This window comes from Pseudomonas fluorescens (assembly GCF_000968015.1).
GTDB lineage: Bacteria > Pseudomonadota > Gammaproteobacteria > Pseudomonadales > Pseudomonadaceae > Aquipseudomonas > Aquipseudomonas fluorescens_W.
The window spans coordinates 78,786-97,317 of the sequence record NZ_LACH01000014.1 but is presented as its reverse complement, the minus strand read 5'-3'; the positions used below and the strand labels follow the sequence as shown (position 1 = coordinate 97,317).

19 protein-coding genes are annotated in these 18,532 nt (G+C 59.3%); 10 read left to right on the top strand and 9 right to left on the bottom strand.

The window, feature by feature from the left end:
* Positions 1-250 precede the first annotated feature (250 nt).
* The 4 genes from VD17_RS07985 to VD17_RS07970 all read left to right on the top strand — a co-directional run bounded on the left by VD17_RS07985 (position 251) and on the right by VD17_RS07970 (position 4,409).
* On the top strand, positions 251-1,279 hold the full coding sequence (locus tag VD17_RS07985; protein WP_033056430.1) for an amino acid ABC transporter substrate-binding protein: 1,029 nt from the start codon (positions 251-253) through the stop codon (positions 1,277-1,279).
* 65 nt (positions 1,280-1,344) lie between these two features.
* Positions 1,345-2,526, top strand: a complete 1,182-nt coding sequence (locus VD17_RS07980; RefSeq protein WP_046053374.1) for an amino acid ABC transporter permease — start codon at positions 1,345-1,347, stop codon at positions 2,524-2,526.
* 10 nt (positions 2,527-2,536) lie between these two features.
* Positions 2,537-3,634, top strand: coding sequence for an amino acid ABC transporter permease (locus tag VD17_RS07975; protein WP_046053373.1), 1,098 nt, complete (start codon positions 2,537-2,539; stop codon positions 3,632-3,634).
* A 10-nt stretch (positions 3,635-3,644) separates the two neighbouring features.
* Entirely contained in the window at positions 3,645-4,409 is a 765-nt protein-coding gene (locus VD17_RS07970) for an amino acid ABC transporter ATP-binding protein (RefSeq protein ID WP_046053372.1), read from the top strand.
* A gap of 64 nt (positions 4,410-4,473) precedes the next feature.
* Here VD17_RS07970 and VD17_RS07965 read toward each other — a convergent pair whose 3' ends face one another.
* Both VD17_RS07965 and VD17_RS07960 read right to left on the bottom strand, forming a co-directional pair.
* A complete protein-coding gene (locus VD17_RS07965) occupies positions 4,474-4,956 on the bottom strand; it encodes a type II toxin-antitoxin system MqsA family antitoxin (protein WP_046053371.1) in 483 nt (160 codons plus the stop codon).
* On the bottom strand, positions 4,953-5,264 hold the full coding sequence (locus VD17_RS07960) for a type II toxin-antitoxin system MqsR family toxin (RefSeq protein ID WP_046053370.1): 312 nt from the start codon (positions 5,262-5,264) through the stop codon (positions 4,953-4,955). Before VD17_RS07960 ends, VD17_RS07965 begins: the two co-directional genes overlap by 4 nt.
* 166 nt (positions 5,265-5,430) lie before the next feature.
* Here VD17_RS07960 and VD17_RS07955 point away from each other — a divergent pair, with 166 nt between their 5' ends.
* The 5 genes from VD17_RS07955 to VD17_RS07935 all read left to right on the top strand — a co-directional run bounded on the left by VD17_RS07955 (position 5,431) and on the right by VD17_RS07935 (position 9,354).
* The gene (locus VD17_RS07955) at positions 5,431-6,090 is read left to right on the top strand and encodes a FadR/GntR family transcriptional regulator (RefSeq protein ID WP_033056425.1); all 660 of its coding nucleotides are present in this window, start codon (positions 5,431-5,433) and stop codon (positions 6,088-6,090) included.
* The gene (locus tag VD17_RS07950; protein ID WP_046053369.1) at positions 6,080-7,387 is read left to right on the top strand and encodes a CynX/NimT family MFS transporter; all 1,308 of its coding nucleotides are present in this window, start codon (positions 6,080-6,082) and stop codon (positions 7,385-7,387) included. Before VD17_RS07955 ends, VD17_RS07950 begins: the two co-directional genes overlap by 11 nt.
* A gap of 112 nt (positions 7,388-7,499) precedes the next feature.
* Positions 7,500-7,970: a nuclear transport factor 2 family protein gene (locus tag VD17_RS07945; protein WP_046053368.1), complete on the top strand. Its 471-nt coding sequence runs from the start codon at positions 7,500-7,502 to the stop codon at positions 7,968-7,970.
* Between the two features lie 39 nt (positions 7,971-8,009).
* Positions 8,010-8,330, top strand: a complete 321-nt coding sequence (locus VD17_RS07940; RefSeq protein ID WP_046053367.1) for a GIY-YIG nuclease family protein — start codon at positions 8,010-8,012, stop codon at positions 8,328-8,330.
* An 88-nt stretch (positions 8,331-8,418) separates the two neighbouring features.
* A complete protein-coding gene (locus VD17_RS07935) occupies positions 8,419-9,354 on the top strand; it encodes a glutathione S-transferase family protein (protein WP_046053366.1) in 936 nt (311 codons plus the stop codon).
* 99 nt (positions 9,355-9,453) lie between these two features.
* On the opposite strand, the gene VD17_RS07930 is transcribed toward VD17_RS07935, so the two are convergent.
* Both VD17_RS07930 and yejK read right to left on the bottom strand, forming a co-directional pair.
* The gene (locus tag VD17_RS07930) at positions 9,454-9,804 is read right to left on the bottom strand and encodes a glutaredoxin family protein (protein WP_046053365.1); all 351 of its coding nucleotides are present in this window, start codon (positions 9,802-9,804) and stop codon (positions 9,454-9,456) included.
* A complete protein-coding gene (yejK, locus tag VD17_RS07925) occupies positions 9,804-10,808 on the bottom strand; it encodes a nucleoid-associated protein YejK (RefSeq protein ID WP_008147593.1) in 1,005 nt (334 codons plus the stop codon). The genes VD17_RS07930 and yejK overlap by 1 nt, the downstream gene beginning before the upstream one ends.
* 396 nt (positions 10,809-11,204) lie before the next feature.
* On the opposite strand from yejK, the gene VD17_RS07920 reads away from it, so the two are divergent.
* On the top strand, positions 11,205-11,486 hold the full coding sequence (locus tag VD17_RS07920) for an HU family DNA-binding protein (protein ID WP_007905514.1): 282 nt from the start codon (positions 11,205-11,207) through the stop codon (positions 11,484-11,486).
* A 202-nt stretch (positions 11,487-11,688) separates the two neighbouring features.
* Here the strand turns inward: VD17_RS07920 and rlmF are convergent, their stop codons facing one another.
* The 5 genes from rlmF to VD17_RS07895 all read right to left on the bottom strand — a co-directional run bounded on the left by rlmF (position 11,689) and on the right by VD17_RS07895 (position 18,471).
* A complete protein-coding gene (rlmF, locus tag VD17_RS07915; RefSeq protein ID WP_033056419.1) occupies positions 11,689-12,711 on the bottom strand; it encodes a 23S rRNA (adenine(1618)-N(6))-methyltransferase RlmF in 1,023 nt (340 codons plus the stop codon).
* A gap of 232 nt (positions 12,712-12,943) precedes the next feature.
* On the bottom strand, positions 12,944-15,790 hold the full coding sequence (locus VD17_RS07910) for a valine--tRNA ligase (RefSeq protein WP_046053364.1): 2,847 nt from the start codon (positions 15,788-15,790) through the stop codon (positions 12,944-12,946).
* A 294-nt stretch (positions 15,791-16,084) separates the two neighbouring features.
* On the bottom strand, positions 16,085-16,483 hold the full coding sequence (locus tag VD17_RS07905; protein WP_046053363.1) for a hypothetical protein: 399 nt from the start codon (positions 16,481-16,483) through the stop codon (positions 16,085-16,087).
* Positions 16,484-16,491: 8 nt separating this feature from the next.
* Positions 16,492-16,920 (bottom strand): DNA polymerase III subunit chi, encoded by a 429-nt coding sequence (locus tag VD17_RS07900; RefSeq protein WP_046053362.1) that lies wholly within the window; start codon positions 16,918-16,920, stop codon positions 16,492-16,494.
* 60 nt (positions 16,921-16,980) lie between these two features.
* The gene (locus VD17_RS07895; RefSeq protein WP_046053361.1) at positions 16,981-18,471 is read right to left on the bottom strand and encodes a leucyl aminopeptidase; all 1,491 of its coding nucleotides are present in this window, start codon (positions 18,469-18,471) and stop codon (positions 16,981-16,983) included.
* Positions 18,472-18,532 lie beyond the last annotated feature (61 nt).

Here is an 18,532-nt window from a genome sequence, read left to right as displayed (position 1 = left end):
ATAGCAAAGAATCCGGTGATGGATGTTCGCCAGTGGCCGCTACGGGCTTCGCGAACGTGAAAGGGCTACCGCCCGTTCGGCCGATTGGTGAGAAGTGAGTTGTCCATGATGTGGATTTTCTCCTACTAGACTCATAGCGCAGGTCTTACGTCGGTTGACCCCAAAAAAAGCCAACACGGGTCAACAACGCCTCATAAGGGTGCGACTGGACTCAAGCTCCGACACAACAAGAGCAAAACTGGAGGTTTGAATGAAGATGTTGAAATCCACCCTGGCGATCGTGACTGCAGCCGCAGTACTCGGTGTCAGTGGGTTCGCTCAGGCGGGTGCAACCCTGGATGCAGTGCAGAAGAAAGGTTTCGTACAGTGCGGCGTCAGTGACGGTCTGCCTGGCTTCTCGGTTCCAGACTCCACTGGCAAGATCATCGGCATCGATGCTGACGTCTGCCGCGCTGTGGCCGCTGCCGTGTTCGGCGACGCGACCAAGGTCAAATTCAGCCAGTTGAACGCCAAAGAGCGTTTCACCGCGCTGCAGTCCGGCGAAATCGACGTGCTGTCGCGTAACACCACCTGGACCAGCTCCCGCGATTCGGGCATGGGCCTGGTGTTTGCTGGCGTGACGTACTACGACGGCATCGGCTTCCTGGTGAACAACAAGCTGGGCGTGAAGAGCGCGAAAGAGCTCGACGGCGCCACCATCTGCATTCAAGCCGGTACCACCACCGAGCTGAACGTTTCCGACTACTTCCGCGGTAACGGTCTGAAGTACACCCCGATCACCTTCGACACCTCCGATGAAAGCGCCAAGTCGCTGGAATCCGGTCGTTGCGACGTGCTGACTTCCGACAAATCCCAGCTCTACGCACAACGCAGCAAGCTGGCGACCCCGACCGACTACGTCGTTCTGCCGGAAACCATCTCCAAGGAGCCTCTGGGCCCGGTCGTGCGTAAAGGCGACGAAGAGTGGTTCAGCATCGTCAAGTGGACCCTGTTCGCGATGCTCAACGCTGAAGAAATGGGTATCACCCAGAAAAACGTTGAAGCTGAAGCCAAAGCCACCAAGAACCCGGACGTCGCTCGTCTGCTGGGCACTGACGGTGAATACGGCAAAGACCTGAAAGTGAAGAAAGACTGGGTCGTGCAGATCGTCAAGCAAGTGGGTAACTACGGTGAAGTGTTCGAGAAAAACCTCGGCAAAGGCACTCCACTGGCCATCGACCGCGGGCTGAACGCCCTGTGGAACAACGGCGGCATTCAATACGCACCACCAGTGCGCTGATGGTTCTATCACCCGGTGGGCCAACCACCGGGTGATGTTCTGTTCCATTATTTGCGGGGCACTTCATGCAAAATTCAATCGGCGCACCAAAGCAGAGGCTCAGCCTCAGCGATCCAAAAGTGCGTGCGTGGCTATTTCAGATCATCACCATTGTGGCGGTGGTCTCGATGGGCTGGTATCTGTTCGATAACACACAGACCAACCTTCAACACCGGGGCATTACCTCCGGCTTCAGCTTTCTTGAGCGCAGTGCCGGTTTCGGCATCGCTCAACACCTGATCGACTACACCGAATCGGACTCGTATGCCCGGGTGTTTGTCATCGGCCTGCTCAACACGCTGCTGGTGACCTTCATCGGCGTGATCCTGGCGACGATCCTCGGGTTCATCGTTGGTGTGTCACGGCTGTCGAAGAACTGGATCATTGCCAAGCTGGCGACGGTGTATGTAGAGGTTTTTCGTAACATTCCGCCGCTGCTGCAAATCCTGTTCTGGTACTTCGCGGTGTTCCTGACCATGCCGGGGCCACGCAACAGCCATAACTTCGGCGACACCTTCTTTGTCAGCAGCCGTGGCCTGAACATGCCGGCCGCATTGACGGCGGATGGTTTCTGGCCGTTTGTGGTGAGCATCGTCGTGGCCATCGTCGCCATCGTGCTGATGAGCCGCTGGGCAACCAAACGCTTCGAAGCGACCGGCGTACCGTTCCACAAGTTCTGGGTGGGTCTGGCGCTGTTCTTTGCGATCCCTGCGCTGTGCGCATTGATCTTCGGCGCGCCGCTGCACTGGGAAATGCCGAAGCTGCAAGGCTTCAACTTCGTCGGTGGCTGGGTGCTGATCCCGGAACTGCTGGCGCTGACCCTGGCCCTGACGGTGTACACCGCGGCGTTTATCGCCGAGATCGTGCGTTCGGGCATCAAGTCGGTCAGCCACGGCCAGACGGAAGCGGCGCACTCGTTGGGATTGCGCAACGGTCCGACCCTGCGCAAGGTGATCATCCCGCAAGCCCTGCGCGTGATCATTCCACCGCTGACCAGCCAATACCTGAACCTGGCGAAGAACTCCTCGCTGGCGGCCGGTATCGGTTATCCGGAAATGGTCTCGTTGTTTGCCGGTACGGTGCTGAACCAGACCGGACAGGCGATCGAGGTGATTGCCATCACCATGAGCGTGTACCTGGCGATCAGTATCAGCATTTCCCTGCTGATGAACTGGTACAACAAGCGCATTGCGCTGATCGAGCGGTAAGGAAAAGCGCATGACGACTCATACTTTCAAACCTGACATGCCGCCACCGATCAAAGTCTTCGGGCCGGTGGCGTGGATGCGCGCCAACATGTTCTCCAGCTGGCTCAACACCCTGCTGACCCTGTTCGCGTTCTACCTGATCTACCTGGTGGTGCCGCCGATCCTGCATTGGGCGATCCTCGATGCCAACTGGGTCGGCACCACGCGCGCCGACTGCACGAAGGAGGGCGCCTGCTGGGTGTTCATCCAGCAGCGCTTCGGCCAGTTCATGTACGGCTACTACCCGGCAGACCTGCGCTGGCGCGTGGACCTGACCGTGTGGCTGGCGGTCATCGGCGTGGCACCGTTGTTTATCTCGCGCTTTCACCGTAAAGCGGTATACGGGCTGAGCTTCCTGGTGCTGTACCCGATCATTGCCTACTTCCTGTTGCATGGCGGCCTCTTCGGTCTGAGCACCGTGGCGACCAGTCAGTGGGGCGGGCTGATGCTGACCCTGGTGATCGCCACCGTCGGTATTGCCGGTGCATTGCCGCTGGGTATCATCCTGGCGCTGGGCCGTCGTTCGAACATGCCGGCGATTCGCGTGGTCTGCGTGACCTTCATCGAATTCTGGCGCGGCGTGCCGTTGATCACGGTGCTGTTCATGTCCTCGGTGATGCTGCCGTTGTTCCTGCCTGAAGGCATGAACTTCGACAAACTGTTGCGGGCGCTGATCGGCGTGATCCTGTTCCAGTCGGCCTACGTGGCCGAAGTGGTGCGCGGCGGTCTGCAAGCGATTCCCAAAGGTCAGTACGAAGCGGCTGCAGCGATGGGCCTCGGTTACTGGCGCAGCATGGGCCTGGTGATTCTGCCGCAAGCCCTGAAGCTGGTAATCCCTGGCATCGTCAACACCTTCATTGCGCTGTTCAAGGACACGAGCCTGGTGATCATCATCGGCCTGTTCGACTTGCTCAACAGCGTCAAACAAGCCGCCGCCGACCCGAAATGGTTGGGCATGGCCACCGAAGGCTATGTGTTCGCGGCCCTGGTGTTCTGGATTTTCTGTTTTGGTATGTCGCGCTATTCCATGCATCTGGAACGCAAGCTCGACACTGGCCACAAGCGTTAGGAGTTCTGTAATGAGCGAAGCAATCAAAAAGCCTGTGAACCCTGAAGGCATTATTCAGATGCAGGGCGTGAACAAGTGGTACGGCCAGTTCCACGTGTTGAAAGACATCAATCTGAACGTTAAACAGGGCGAGCGTATCGTCCTGTGTGGCCCGTCGGGTTCCGGTAAATCCACCACCATTCGTTGCCTCAATCGTCTGGAAGAACACCAGCAGGGCCGCATCGTGGTCGATGGTGTGGAGCTGACCAACGACCTCAAGCAGATCGAATCGGTCCGTCGTGAAGTCGGCATGGTGTTCCAGCACTTCAACCTGTTCCCGCACCTGACCATCCTGCAGAACTGCACCCTGGCGCCGATGTGGGTGCGCAAGATGCCCAAGCGCAAGGCCGAAGAAATCGCCATGCATTACCTGGAACGCGTCCGCATTCCGGAGCAGGCGCATAAATTCCCGGGGCAACTGTCCGGCGGTCAGCAACAGCGTGTGGCGATTGCCCGCGCCCTGTGCATGAAACCGAAAATCATGCTGTTCGACGAACCGACCTCGGCCCTCGACCCGGAAATGGTGAAAGAGGTGCTGGACACCATGATCGGCCTGGCCGAAGACGGCATGACCATGCTCTGCGTGACCCACGAAATGGGCTTCGCCCGCACCGTGGCCAACCGTGTGATCTTCATGGACAAGGGCGAAATCGTTGAGCAGGCTGCGCCGAACGACTTCTTCGATAACCCGCAGAATGAGCGTACCAAGCTGTTCCTGAGCCAGATCCTGCATTGATTGGCGGTTGGTAAAGAAATAAACCCGGACAGTGTTCCGGGTTTATTTTTGTCTGGGGTTTGGGTCAGGAAGCAAGCGCGGATGGGGGTAACTGATCGAGGTTTGCCAATAGGCTTTGCAAGTCTGCACCTTCGCCAAGTACCTGCACGTCGCTCAGTAATTCTGGATGCCGATCAAGCAGGCGCATCAGCATAAATAACGGTTGGGGCGGTGCCAGTTCAGCGCGCTCATAACGGGAAAAAGCGTTGTGGCCGCCACCCGAGAGCAATTTCACCGCTTCCTTTTGCGAGAGCTTCAGCTTGCGGCGGATACGCTTCATCTCGGCGGCCATAAGTTGACGGCAATCAACCAGCAGTTGATCACTCGCCTGGGAGTATCGTTCGGCGCTGCCATCATCGAATTCGATTTCGCCGCAAACCCGACACTCGTAGCCTGAAATGTCACCTACCTGGCGTGTCATCTGTTTGAAGTCGATGGTGAAGCTGCGCCCATCGAAGTGCTGCAGCCCATCATGAGTACCGCAGCTGAAACATTGCTTTCCATTCATGCATTTTTCTCCTTGAAGGAGATTACTGGAGGCCCACCACCGGGGCGGTAGGTCACTTTGATGTAAATCTCCAGGCCTTGAATCTTCATGTGATAAACGTCCTGCCAGATGCGATGGTCGGCAAAGGTCGTCATCGATTTGTGCAACATCCTGTTTTCCAGCGAATAAACGATTTGCAGCATTTGGGAAAGGCTCAAATCAAGTCGTCGGCCGCCTTCCCGTGCCGCTCCGGTAAATGCCTTTGTCCCTAATCGGATGACCTCTGACTTGACCACCGCCAAGTCATAATGGGGGGTGTTCTTTTCCATAAGAAGCCGCTTACCTGTCCTTAAAATTACCCTTAAAGGGTGATTTTGACTAATCGAAAATCTCGCTCCATTTCCCTCTCCCTGACCGTAGGCGGTTGCCGTCCTACACGTAGCTGACTAACATGTCAGAAAATTCATCCTATGATTGGATGAAAGGGCGAATCCTATGTCAGACATTTCTCCGCTAGTTAAACGGTCCCTGGTCGACCAGGCACTGGACCAGTTACGCCTGCGCATCACCGAAGGCGTGTGGACGGTGGGCCAGCGTTTACCCACCGAACCTGAGCTGTCCGCAGAGCTGGGCATCAGTCGCAATACCGTGCGTGAAGCCATGCGCGTATTGGCGTTTTCCGGGTTGATCGAAATTCGTCAGGGCGACGGCAGCTACCTGCGGGCGGTGGTCGATCCACTGGACACCCTGAAGGCGTTGTCCCGCTGTTCCCATGAACAGGCCCGGGAAACTCGGCACATTCTGGAAGTCGAGGCCATCGGCCTGGCCGCATTGCGGCGTACCGACGAAGACTTGGTGGCATTGCGCGAGGCGTTGGGCGTCAGCGGCAGCCACTACCACGGCGATCTCGACACGTATATCGCCTGCGATCTGGTGTTCCACCGACGTTTGGTGGACGCCGCGCATAACCCGACGCTCAGCGAGCTGTACCGCTATTTCTCCAGCGTTGTCGGTGCGCAATTGCGCGAAACCCTGAACATTTCTCCCCGACGCCAAGAAGTGTTCGACCTTCATATCGAACTGCTTGATGCCGTCGAGCAACGCGATCCGGAAAGGGCCAAAGCCCTGTCGAGGCAGTTGATCAATGAACCTTGAAACCGAGAACCCCATGTCCAGCAGCAACAGCCACATCACGCAGCCCAAGCGCACGGCAGAGCTCGAAGAGCTGCTGATCGACGCCGAGGCGGATGACGAACAGGTCCAGCAAAGTCACCCGATCCTGCGTCGTCCGTGGCTGTTGCTGCTGGGGCTGATCCTGGTGGCGCTGAACCTGCGCCCGGCGCTGTCGAGCATGGCGCCGATGCTCAGCGAGGTGTCGAAAACCCTCGGTTTGTCGGCAGCCCAGGCCGGTTTGCTGACGACGTTGCCGGTGCTGTGCCTCGGCTTGTTTGCACCGCTGGCGCCCGTGCTGGCACGACGTTTTGGCGCCGAGCGAGTGGTGCTGGGCATTCTCTTGATGTTGGCCGGCGGGATCATCCTGCGCAGTTCGTTCGGCGAGATCGGCCTGTTTGCCGGCAGCGTGCTGGCCGGCGCGAGCATCGGCGTAATCGGCGTATTGCTGCCCGGCATCGTTAAGCGCGACTTCGCGAAACACGCGGGCACCATGACCGGCGTCTACACCATGGCCCTGTGCCTGGGGGCGGCAATGGCCGCGGGCGCGACCGTGCCGTTGAGCGAGCATTTCGACAAGAGCTGGGCCTTGGGCCTCGGCTTCTGGGTGGTTCCGGCATTGGTCGCGGCGATTTTCTGGTTGCCACAAGTCGGGCAGAAACACGGCGCGCACAACGTCGCGTATCGGGTTCGCGGTCTGTTGCGTGATCCACTGGCCTGGCAAGTGACGCTCTACATGGGCCTGCAATCTTCTCTGGCCTACATCGTGTTCGGCTGGTTGCCGTCGATCCTGATCGGTCGCGGCCTGACGCCGACCCAGGCGGGTCTGGTGCTGTCAGGCTCGGTCATCGTTCAGTTGGCGAGTTCACTGGCGGCGCCATGGCTGGCGACGCGCGGCAAGGATCAGCGTCTGGCGATTGTCATCGTCATGCTGCTGACCCTTGGCGGCCTGTTCGGTTGTCTTTATGCACCGATCGAAGGCTTGTGGGGGTGGGCGATCCTGCTGGGTCTGGGGCAGGGCGGTACGTTCAGTCTGGCGTTGACCCTGATCGTGCTGCGTTCGCGGGACGCCCATGTCGCAGCGAATCTGTCGAGCATGGCCCAAGGCTTCGGTTACACCCTGGCGTCCATGGGGCCGTTCGCGGTCGGCATCGTGCATGACTGGACCGGCGGCTGGAACGCCTTGGGCTGGATATTCGGCATCATCGGTCTTGGGGCGATCATCGCTGGCCTCGGCGCCGGACGTTCGTTGTACGTCCAGGTCGTAAGCGAAAAGGTCTGACACCCGCACACTGTCGGTATTCGGCTCACGAATGCCGATAGTGTTTCGCGCGTTTGTTGACTATCGTGCAGGCAATCTTTTGAAACCACTTTGCACGTCAGGGAGCCTGCCCATGAGTGATGCCCACAACGCATTGATCACCCAGTTCTACCAAGCCTTCCAGCGGCTGGATGCCGAGGCCATGAGCGCCTGCTATACCGACGACGTGGTGTTCAGTGATCCGGCGTTCGGCGAACTGCGCGGCCGCAATGCCGGCGACATGTGGCGCATGCTCACTACCCGGGCCAAGGATTTTTCCCTGACGTTCGATAACGTGCGCAGCGATGAGCGCACGGGCGGCGCCCATTGGGTGGCGACGTACCTGTTCAGCCAGACCGGCAACACCGTGGTCAACGACATTCAGGCACGCTTTGTTTTTCGCGACGGCAAGATTTGCGAGCATCACGACAGCTTCGATCTGTGGGCCTGGTCCCGACAGGCGTTGGGTTTCAAGGGGCTGTTGTTGGGCTGGACGCCGGCGGTGAGAAACGCCGTGCGCGCTCAAGCCTTGAAGGGGCTGAAGGCATTCCAGGCCAGTCGCTGATAAGATCGCGGCTTGTTTCCTACAAGCCTTGATCGTCACGTGAACACCGCCAGCGAATCTTCCGTCATTGCCGCCGAACCAACGCTGCCCGTCAGCAAACCCTGGTTCGTCTACCTCGTTCGCGCGGCCAATGGTTCGCTTTACTGCGGGATCAGCGACGATCCCGTGCGCCGCTTCGCCACCCACCAGAGTGGCAAGGGCGCGCGCTTTTTTCTCTCCAGCCCTGCCGTGGCATTGGTCTACACCGAAGCCTGCCGCGACAAAAGCGAAGCGCTGCGTCAGGAACGGCTGATCAAAAAGCTCAAGAAAAGCGCCAAGGAATGCTTGGTGGCGAGTGCTGCCACGGGCTTATCAATCTGACTGATAAGTTCCCATCAGGCAGATGGGTGGGCTGCACATGGAATGCGCGCTAAGCTGCGGATTCCCTATCCGTGCGGCGGAGCCGAGCATGTCCGAGTTGATTCTTCATCATTACCCGACGTCCCCTTTTTCTGAAAAGGCCCGCTTGCTGCTGGGCTTCAAGGGGTTGTCCTGGCGCTCGGTGAAAATCTCGCCGGTGATGCCAAAACCCGATCTGACCGCGCTGACCGGCGGCTACCGCAAGACGCCGGTATTGCAGATTGGCGCGGATATCTATTGCGACACGTCGCTGATCGCCCGTCGTCTGGAACAGGAAAAAGCCTTGCCGGCGTTCTTCCCGGAAGGTCAGGAAATGATCGCCGCGACCTTCGCCGCGTGGGCGGATTCGGTGGTGTTCCAGCACGCGGTCAGCCTGGTGTTTCAACCGGAATCGATCGCTGTGCGCTTCGGCAATATGCCGCCGGAAGCGATCAAGGCGTTCATTGCCGATCGCGCGGAGTTGTTCAGCGGTGGCAGCGCCACACGGTTGTCGGCTGACCAAGCCCGGCATCAATGGCCGACTATCATGACGCGTCTGGAGCAACAGCTTCAGCGCGAGCAGGGCGACTTCCTGTTCGGCGAGCCGTCGATTGCCGACTTTGCCCTGGCCCATCCGTTGTGGTTCCTCAAAGCCACGCCCGTCACGTCACCGGTGGTCGATGCTTATCCGGCGGTTTCGGCATGGCTGGGTCGCGTGTTGGGCTTTGGTCATGGCGCGTTCAGCGAGATGAGCTCGGAGGAGGCGCTGGAGGTTGCGCGCAATGCCACACCGGCCGCATTGCCAGATGAGCAATTCGACGAGCCGAATGGTTTTGAGGTTGGCCAGCAGGTGGCCATTGCCGCCATCGATTACGGCGTTGACCCGGTGGCGGGTGAGTTGCTGTTTGCGGGCAGTGAAGAATTGATTCTGCGTCGTGAAGACGAGCGGGCCGGTGTGGTGCATGTGCACTTTCCGCGCTTTGGCTTCCGTATCGGAAAACGCTGACGTACACCTGTGGGAGCGAGCTTGCTCGCGATGAGTCCATCACAGTCGACATCTATGTTGAATGTCAGTCTGCAATCGCGAGCAAGCTCGCTCCCACAGTTATTTCAGTGCGGCCAGGATGGCATCCGGGTCATACCCGCGAATCAACGTCCCGTTCACATCGATGATCGGAATCCCGCCGCCACCCAGCGCCTCGTAGTCCTTGCGCGCTTCGGCATCCTTCTCGATATCGAATTCCTTATAGGGGATTCCCTTCTGATCGAGAAAACGCCGGGTCAGTTTGCAGTAGCCACACCATTCAGTGGCGTAGAGCACGACGTTGGCCTTGGCTTGAGTCTGCTCCGACACCACCTGTGCCGGATGGAACACCCGCTCGATCTTGCCCCAGTTCTGGTAGGCCACAACCACCAGCAGGATCAGCAGGAATTTCTTCAGTACGCCGCCGAGCATCAGTTACGTCGCTTGAGCTGATCGGTGAGTTGGGTCGGCAGACCTTTGATGATCAGCGTGCCGGCTTCTTCGTCGTATTCGATCTTCGAGCCCAGCAGGTGCGCTTCGAAGCTGATGGACAGGCCTTCGGCGCGACCGGTGAAGCGGCGGAACTGGTTGAGGGTACGTTTATCTGCCGGAATCTCCGGCGACAGGCCGTAGTCCTTGTTGCGGATGTGATCGTAGAAGGCTTTCGGACGCTCTTCGTCGATCAGCTCCGAGAGTTCTTCCAGGCCCATGGGTTCGCCCAGTTTTGCCTGGCTGCTGGCGTAATCCACCAGAGTCTTGGTTTTCTCGCGGGCGGATTCTTCCGGCAGGTCTTCGCTTTCGACGAAGTCACTGAAGGCCTTGAGCAGGGTGCGGGTTTCGCCGGGGCCGTCGACGCCTTCCTGGCAGCCGATGAAGTCGCGGAAATACTCTGAAACCTTTTTGCCGTTCTTGCCTTTGATGAACGAAATGTACTGCTTGGACTGCTTGTTGTTCTGCCACTCGGAAACGTTGATCCGCGCCGCCAGATGCAGTTGACCCAGGTCCAGGTGCCGGGACGGGGTCACGTCCAGCTGATCGGTCACTGCAACGCCTTCACTGTGGTGTAGCAGGGCGATCGCAAGGTAGTCGGTCATGCCTTGCTGATAATGCGCAAACAGCACGTGGCCGCCCACAGAGAGGTTCGATTCCTCCATCAGCTTTTGCAGGTGTTCCACCGCCACACGGCTGAACGCTGTGAAATCCTTGCCGCCATCGAGGTATTCCTTCAGCCAGCCGCTGAACGGATGCGCCCCGGACTCGGCATGGAAGAAACCCCAGGCCTTGCCTTGTTTGGCGTTGTAGCTCTCATTGAGGTCGGCAAGCATGTACTCGATGGCACTCGACTCGGCCAGTTCGGAGTCGCGGGCGTGGAGAACTGCAGGTGTGCCGTCGGGTTTTTTGTCGATCAGGTGGACGATGCAATGGCGGATCGGCATGGGCTTCTCGGCTGATTGAAGTGAGGAGGGCGTGCTCCCCCGAAAAAGCGCCCAGTGTACCGCAACCACTGGTTTTGGCGCGGCACGAAGGGCAATTCGCAGGTGTCCAATGGCGCTTATGCTGTTTTTTACAGTTTTAGAGCAATAAAGCTGACCAAATGGGTAGCTAGAGGCGGATATTTCCCCGTCTCTGTGCTAGTTTTGCCCGGTCTTACGCGAAGTCACTGCGTTAAGCGTGCATTCAGCATTTGTCAGGTCGAACCAAACCCTGATTTCGGTATCTATAACCCCGACTCGTCGCGGTTATGGCCGAGGGTGCCAGATCCAGAAGATCGGGCTCGATGGCTGACACTGCACTCTGCAATCCATATGAATTTGATAGGGAAGGAACACTACATGGCTCTTACTAAAGACCAACTGATCGCCGACATCGCTGAAGCTATCGACGCGCCAAAAACCACCGCGCGTAACGCTCTGGACCAACTGGGCCAAATCGTTGCCGATCAGCTGGAAAACGGCGGCGAAATCACTCTGCCAGGTATCGGCAAACTGAAAGTGACTGAGCGTCCTGCCCGTACCGGCCGCAACCCTTCGACTGGCGCTGCTATCGAAATCGCTGCCAAGAAAGTTATCAAGCTGGTTGTGGCCAAAGGCCTGACCGACGCTGTTAACAAGTAAGACGCAGTAAGAAAAGCCGTGCTCCGGAGTGATCCGGGCACGGCTTTTTTGTGTCTGCGATTCAGCGATTGGCCCGAAACACCTACCCATGTGGGAGCGGGCTTGCTCGCGATGAGGCCATAACATTCAGCAGAAATGTTGACTGATAGGCCGCCATCGCGAGCAGGCTCACTTCTACAGTTGATCTGCGGCGGTCAGTTACTCAGCTTTTTTTAACCCAACGTTCGCGCCAGACCTGCTGCTCGGATTTGGTCTGGAAGGTCCAGGCGACGAAACGGCTTTGCTTCTGCCCCTGGGACATTTCCACGACCTGGCTTTCCAGTACGCCGGCCTTTTTCAGCGCCGTCTGGATCGCTGGCAGATTGGAGGCTTTCGAGACCAGGGTGCTGAACCAAAGCACTTTGTGTTGGAAATGCGCGCTCTCGGCGATCAGTTGCGTCACAAACCGTGCTTCGCCCCCTTCACACCACAATTCTGCCGATTGACCGCCAAAGTTCAGCACAGGCAGTTTGCGTTTTGGATCGGCACGGCCCAGCGCGCGCCATTTACGCTCGCTGCCCTTGGTCGCTTCGTCCATCGAGGCGTGGAACGGCGGGTTGCACATGGTCAGGTCAAAACGTTCGCCGGGTTCGAGCAGGCCCAGCAGAATGTGCTTGGGATTGCTTTGCTGGCGCAACTGAATGGCCTTGTTCAGCCCGTTGGACTGGACGATGGCTTTGGCGGCGGCCACGGCCGTCGGGTCGATTTCCGAGCCGAGGAAGTGCCAGCGGTAGTCGCTGTAGCCGATCAACGGATAGACGCAGTTGGCGCCCATGCCGATATCGAGCACCTTGACCGGTGCGCCGCGCGGGATCTCACCGTCGTTGACGCTGGCCAGCAGGTCGGCCAGGAAGTGCACGTAATCGGCACGGCCCGGAACCGGTGGGCAGAGGTAATCGGCCGGGATGTCCCAATGGGCGACGCCGTAGAACGACTTGAGAAGCGCCCGGTTGAACACACGCACCGCGTCTGGGCTGGCGAAGTCGATGCTTTCCTTGCCGTACGGGTTGATGATCACGAACTTCGCCAGTTCCGGCGTGGTTTTGATCAGCGCCGGGAAGTCGTAACGACCCTGGTGGCGGTTGCGCGGGTGCAGGCTGGCCTTCTCACGGGGCTCCACGGCTTTGGCCGGGGTCGCGGAATCAGGCTTTTTGCGCGCGGGTCTTGGTGTGCGGGGGGCGTTCATGGGCGTGGTCGATTCGGGTATGGCTAAAAGTGGCGGGTATTGTCCCACATCTATGAGGCAACACCGACCAATTGTAGGAGTGAGCGTGCTCGCGATTGCGGTGAAACAGTCACCGATGATGGCGTCTGGCACACCGCTATCGCGAGCAGGCTCACTCCTACAGGAGATTTGTGGTGATTTGAAATAAAAAAGGGAGGCCATTGTGGCCTCCCGTTTTCAGTGCGATTTGCCGTTACAGGCTGGCAATCCGCGCATGCTGCTCGGCCAACTTGCCCAAAGCCTGTTCAGCTTCAGCCAGTTTGGCGCGTTCCTTCTCGATGACTTCGGCCGGGGCCTTGTCGACGAAGCCGGCGTTAGACAGCTTGCCGCCAACCCGTTGAACTTCGCCCTGCAGACGTAGGATTTCCTTGTCCAGGCGGGCCAGCTCAGCATCTTTGTCGATCAGACCGGCCATCGGCACCAGCACTTCCATCTCACCGACCAGTGCGGTGGCGGACAGCGGTGCTTCTTCGCCAGCAGCCAACACGGTGATCGATTCGAGACGAGCCAGCTTCTTCAGCAGGGCTTCGTTCTCGGTGAGGCGACGCTGATCTTCGGCGCTGACGTTTTTCAGGAACAGGTTCAGCGGCTTACCTGGACCGATGTTCATTTCGCCACGGATGTTGCGCGTGCCGAGCATCAGGCCCTTGAGCCATTCGATGTCGTTCTCGGCGGCCGGATCGATGCGCTCTTCATTGGCCACTGGCCACGGTTGCAGCATGATCGTCTTGCCTTCGATACCGGCCAGCGGCGCGATGCGCTGCCAGATTTCTTCGGTGATGAACGGCATGAATGGATGCGCCAGACGCAGCGCGACTTCCAATACCCGAACCAGCGTGCGGCGGGTGCCGCGCTGACGTTCGACCGGCGCGTTTTCGTCCCACAGCACAGGCTTGGACAGTTCCAGGTACCAATCGCAATACTGGTTCCAGATGAACTCGTACAAGGCTTGTGCGGCCAGGTCGAAACGGAACTGATCGAGTTGACGGGTCACTTCGGCTTCGGTGCGTTGCAGTTGCGAAATGATCCAGCGATCCGCCAGCGACAGCTCGTAAGCTTCGCCGTTCTGACCGCAGTCTTCGCCCTTGTCCAGCACGTAGCGCGCGGCGTTCCAGATCTTGTTGCAGAAGTTGCGATAGCCTTCGACGCGGCCCATGTCGAACTTGATGTCGCGACCGGTGGACGCCAGCGAGCAGAAGGTGAAGCGCAGGGCGTCGGTGCCGTAGCTGGCGATGCCGTCGGCGAACTCGTCGCGGGTCTGCTTCTCGATCTTCTTCGCCAGTTTCGGCTGCATCATGCCCGAGGTGCGTTTCTGCACCAGGTCTTCGAGCTCGATGCCGTCGATGATGTCCAGCGGGTCCAGGACGTTGCCCTTGGACTTGGACATCTTCTGACCCTGGCCATCACGCACCAGACCGTGAACGTAAACGGTCTTGAACGGAACCTGCGGCGTGCCGTCTTCGTTCTTCACCAAGTGCATGGTGAGCATGATCATCCGGGCAACCCAGAAGAAAATGATGTCGAAACCAGTTACCAGCACGTCGGTGGAGTGGAATTTCTTCAGGAATTCGGTCTGCTCAGGCCAGCCGAGCGTCGAGAACGTCCACAGACCCGAACTGAACCAGGTGTCGAGAACGTCGTTGTCCTGTTGCAGCGCCACGTCCGGGCCGAGGTTGTGCTTGGCACGTACTTCGGCTTCGTCGCGACCGACATAGACCTTGCCCGACTCGTCGTACCAGGCCGGAATCCGGTGGCCCCACCACAGCTGACGGCTGATGCACCAGTCCTGGATGTCACGCATCCACGAGAAGTACATGTTTTCGTACTGTTTCGGCACGAAGGCGATGCGGCCGTCTTCAACAGCCGCGATGGCTGGCTCAGCCAAAGGCTTGGTCGATACGTACCACTGGTCGGTCAGCCACGGCTCGATGATGGTGCCGGAGCGGTCGCCTTTCGGCACTTTCAGCGCGTGGTCGTTGACGCTGACCAGGAGGCCGGCAGCATCAAACGCAGCAACGATCTGCTTGCGCGCTTCGAAGCGATCCAGGCCGACGTAGTCGGACGGGATCTTGCCGTCGATGCTTTCGTTCAGCGTGCCGTCTAGGTTGAACACCTGACAGGCCGGCAGAACGGCAGCGTTCTTGTCGAAGATGTTCAGCAGCGGCAGGTTGTGGCGCTTGCCGACTTCGTAGTCGTTAAAATCGTGGGCCGGGGTGATTTTCACGCAGCCGGTGCCGAATTCTGGATCGCAGTAATCGTCGGCGATGATCGGAATGCGGCGGCCGACCAGCGGCAGCTCGACGAATTTGCCGATCAGGGCTTGGTAGCGTTCATCGTTCGGGTTAACCGCTACGGCCGCGTCGCCAAGCATGGTTTCCGGGCGAGTGGTCGCGACGATCAGGTAATCGTTGCCTTCGGCGGTCTTGGCGCCATCGGCCAATGGGTATTTCAGGTTCCACAGGAAACCTTTCTCGTCGTGGTTTTCCACTTCGAGGTCGGAAATCGCCGTGTGCAACTTGGTGTCCCAGTTGACCAGGCGCTTGCCGCGGTAGATCAGGCCGTCTTCGTGCAGGCGCACGAAGGCTTCTTTAACGGCTTCCGAGAGGCCGTCGTCCATGGTGAAGCGCTCGCGGCCCCAGTCCACGGACGAGCCGAGACGGCGGATCTGACGGCTGATGTTGCCGCCGGACTGATCCTTCCATTCCCAGACTTTCTCGAGGAATTTCTCACGGCCCAGATCGTGACGATTCTGGCCCTGGGCTTCGAGTTGACGCTCCACCAGCATTTGCGTGGCGATACCGGCGTGGTCGGTACCCGGCTGCCACAGGGTGTTACGACCCTGCATGCGGCGGAAACGGATCAGGGCGTCCATGATCGCGTTGTTGAAGCCGTGACCCATGTGCAGGCTGCCGGTGACGTTCGGCGGCGGGATCATGATGGTGTAGGACTCGCCCGCGCCTTGCGGGGCGAAGTAATTCTCTGACTCCCAGGTGTTGTACCAGGAAGTTTCAATGGCGTGCGGCTGGTAGGTCTTATCCATGCGCGGCGGGACCCTATTGGCATTTATTCAGGAAAAGCCGGCAAGTATAGCGGGGCATGGGGCGTAGGGCGAGTTGAACGCGGGAGGAACCTGACCATCAGCAACTGCAGAGAACCAATGTGGGAGCGAGCTTTGTGGTGAGGGGATTTAGCGAAACGTCGCACCGTCCCGTTCGGCTGCGCAGCAGTCGTCAACCCTGTAAATGGGTATTTCGAATGAAATGCTGGGGCTGCTGCGCAGCCCAACGGGGATAAATCCCCTCGCCACAGAGCTCGCCCCCACAAAGGTCTGGGGTTATTCGTACTGGCTGAGGAGGCGTTCCATCCGCGCGCTGAGGCGGCGTTTGATTTCGGTTTCGATGTGCGGGGCGAAGTCGTCGATCACGTCTTGCATAATCAATTGCGCGGCGGCGCGCAGTTCGCCATCCAGGTGCAGCAGGTCGTCGGGGCCCTTGCTGGCGGCGGGCGCCGGTTGAGCGGCGGCAGGGGCAGCAGGGGCGGGTGGCGCCGGTTCGAGCATTGGCGGGCTGGCGCCGACCGTATCGAACAGCATCGGAATCTGTTCCTGATCACTTTCCTCGACCGTGTCGGTGAGCAAGGGCGGTTGCAGGTTGTCATCGCCGAGCAGTTGGCGGATCGACTCAAGGTCGTCCAGCAGGTGCGCGGACTGTTGCTGCGGTTTTGGAGTGTCCATCGGAATGCTCAAAGTCGCTGTAAACGGTGATCTTGCAGAGGATAGCCCTGTTCGCGATAGAAACGGAAACTCTCCCGCGCAGCCGCACGAATCGTCGGTTCTTCCACCACCACTTCCGCCACGCGGGCGAACTTGTTGGCGAAGGCCGGGACTTTCAGGTCGAGGTTGACCAACAGGTCCTGATGCGGGCAGCAGTCATCGCCAAGCCCCAGAACAATCAAACTGTCGGGCTCGCTTTCGGCGGGACCGTGGGGCACGAAGCTTTCGCCTTTGAAGGCCCACAAACGCGCATCGAGATCGTCACGCTGGGCAGCATCGCTGCAATGCAGATAGATGCGGTGGCCCATGCGCCAGGCTTTTTCCGTGAGCTTGCAGGCAAAGTCCAGCCGCGCCGAAGGATCGGCGCTGGGCAGGATATAGAAGTCGACTTTGGTCATTGCGGTTCCTGAGCCAAGGGCGGCGTCACTCGAAGGTGACACCGCCCAGGGTCATCGGTTTCAGGCTTTGGCGCGGTCCAGCAGGTATTGGGTCAGCAATGGAACCGGACGGCCAGTGGCGCCCTTGTCCTTGCCACCGCTGGTCCAGGCTGTGCCGGCGATGTCCAGGTGCGCCCAGTTGAGGTTCTTGGTGAAGCGCGACAGGAAGCAGGCAGCGGTGATGGTGCCGGCTTTTGGGCCGCCGATGTTGGCGATGTCGGCGAACGGGCTGTCCAGCTGTTCCTGGTACTCATCGAACAGCGGCAGTTGCCAGGCGCGATCGTCAGCCGATTGGCCGGCGCTCAGCAGTTGGCCGATCAGCTCGTCGTTGTTGCCCAGCAGGCCCGACGTGTGGGAGCCCAGCGCGACGACGCAAGCGCCGGTCAGGGTCGCGATGTCGATCACCGCTTGTGGCTTGAAGCGCTCGGAGTAGGTCAGGGCATCGCACAGCACCAGGCGGCCTTCGGCGTCGGTGTTGAGGATTTCCACAGTCTGGCCGCTCATGGTGGTGACGATGTCGCCAGGGCGAGAAGCGTTGCCGCTCGGCATGTTCTCGGCGCAGGCCAGGATGCACACCAGGTTGATCGGCAGTTTCAGCTCGAGCACGGCACGCAGGGTGCCGAATACGCTGGCAGCGCCGCCCATGTCGTACTTCATTTCATCCATGCCGGCGCCCGGTTTCAGGCTGATACCGCCGGTGTCAAAGGTGATGCCTTTGCCGACCAGCGCGTACGGCTTCTCGGATTTCTTGCCGCCGTTGTATTGCATGACGATCAGGCGCGGTGGCTGGGCGCTGCCCTGGCCCACGGCGTAGAACGAGCCCATGCCCAGGTCCTTGATCTTCTTCTCATCGAGGACTTCGACTTTCAGGCTCTTGAATTCTTTGCCCAGGTTCTTCGCTTGCTCGCCGAGGAACGTCGGGTGGCAGATGTTCGGCGGCAGGTTGCCCAGGTCGCGGGTAAACGCCATGCCATTGGCGATGGCAGTGGCGTGGGCCACGGCGCGCTCGACTTCAGCCTGTGCAGCCTTGATGGTCACCAGGGTGACTTTCTTCAGGGCGCGAGGCTCGGCTTTCTGGCTTTTGAACTGGTCGAACGTGTATTCGCCGTCCACCAGGGTTTCGGCCAGCAGGCGGGTCTTGCCGTAGCTGTCGCGACCTTTTACCGCGACTTCGTCCAGGGCCAGCACCGCATCGCTGCCGCCCAGGCCTTTAAGGGTATTGAGGATGCCGGCGATGATTTTGCGGAACGGGCGGTCGCCCAGCTCTTCATCCTTGCCAACGCCGACCAGCAGCACGCGCTCGGCCTTGAGGTTCGGCAGGCTGTGCAGCAACAGACTCTGACCGACTTTGCCAGCCAGGTCGCCGCGCTTGAGCACAGCGCTGATGGCGCCACCGCTCAGTTCGTCGAGTTGTTTGGCGACGGCGCCGAGTGTGTGGCCTTCGCCGACGGCGACCACCAGAGTGGCGGTTTTCAACGTTTCTGGGCTAACGCTTTTTACAACCAGTTCCATGTCCGGGTCCCTGAATTAATGGTCAACACGCAAGAGCTCGACGGCATGCATTCGAGCTTGC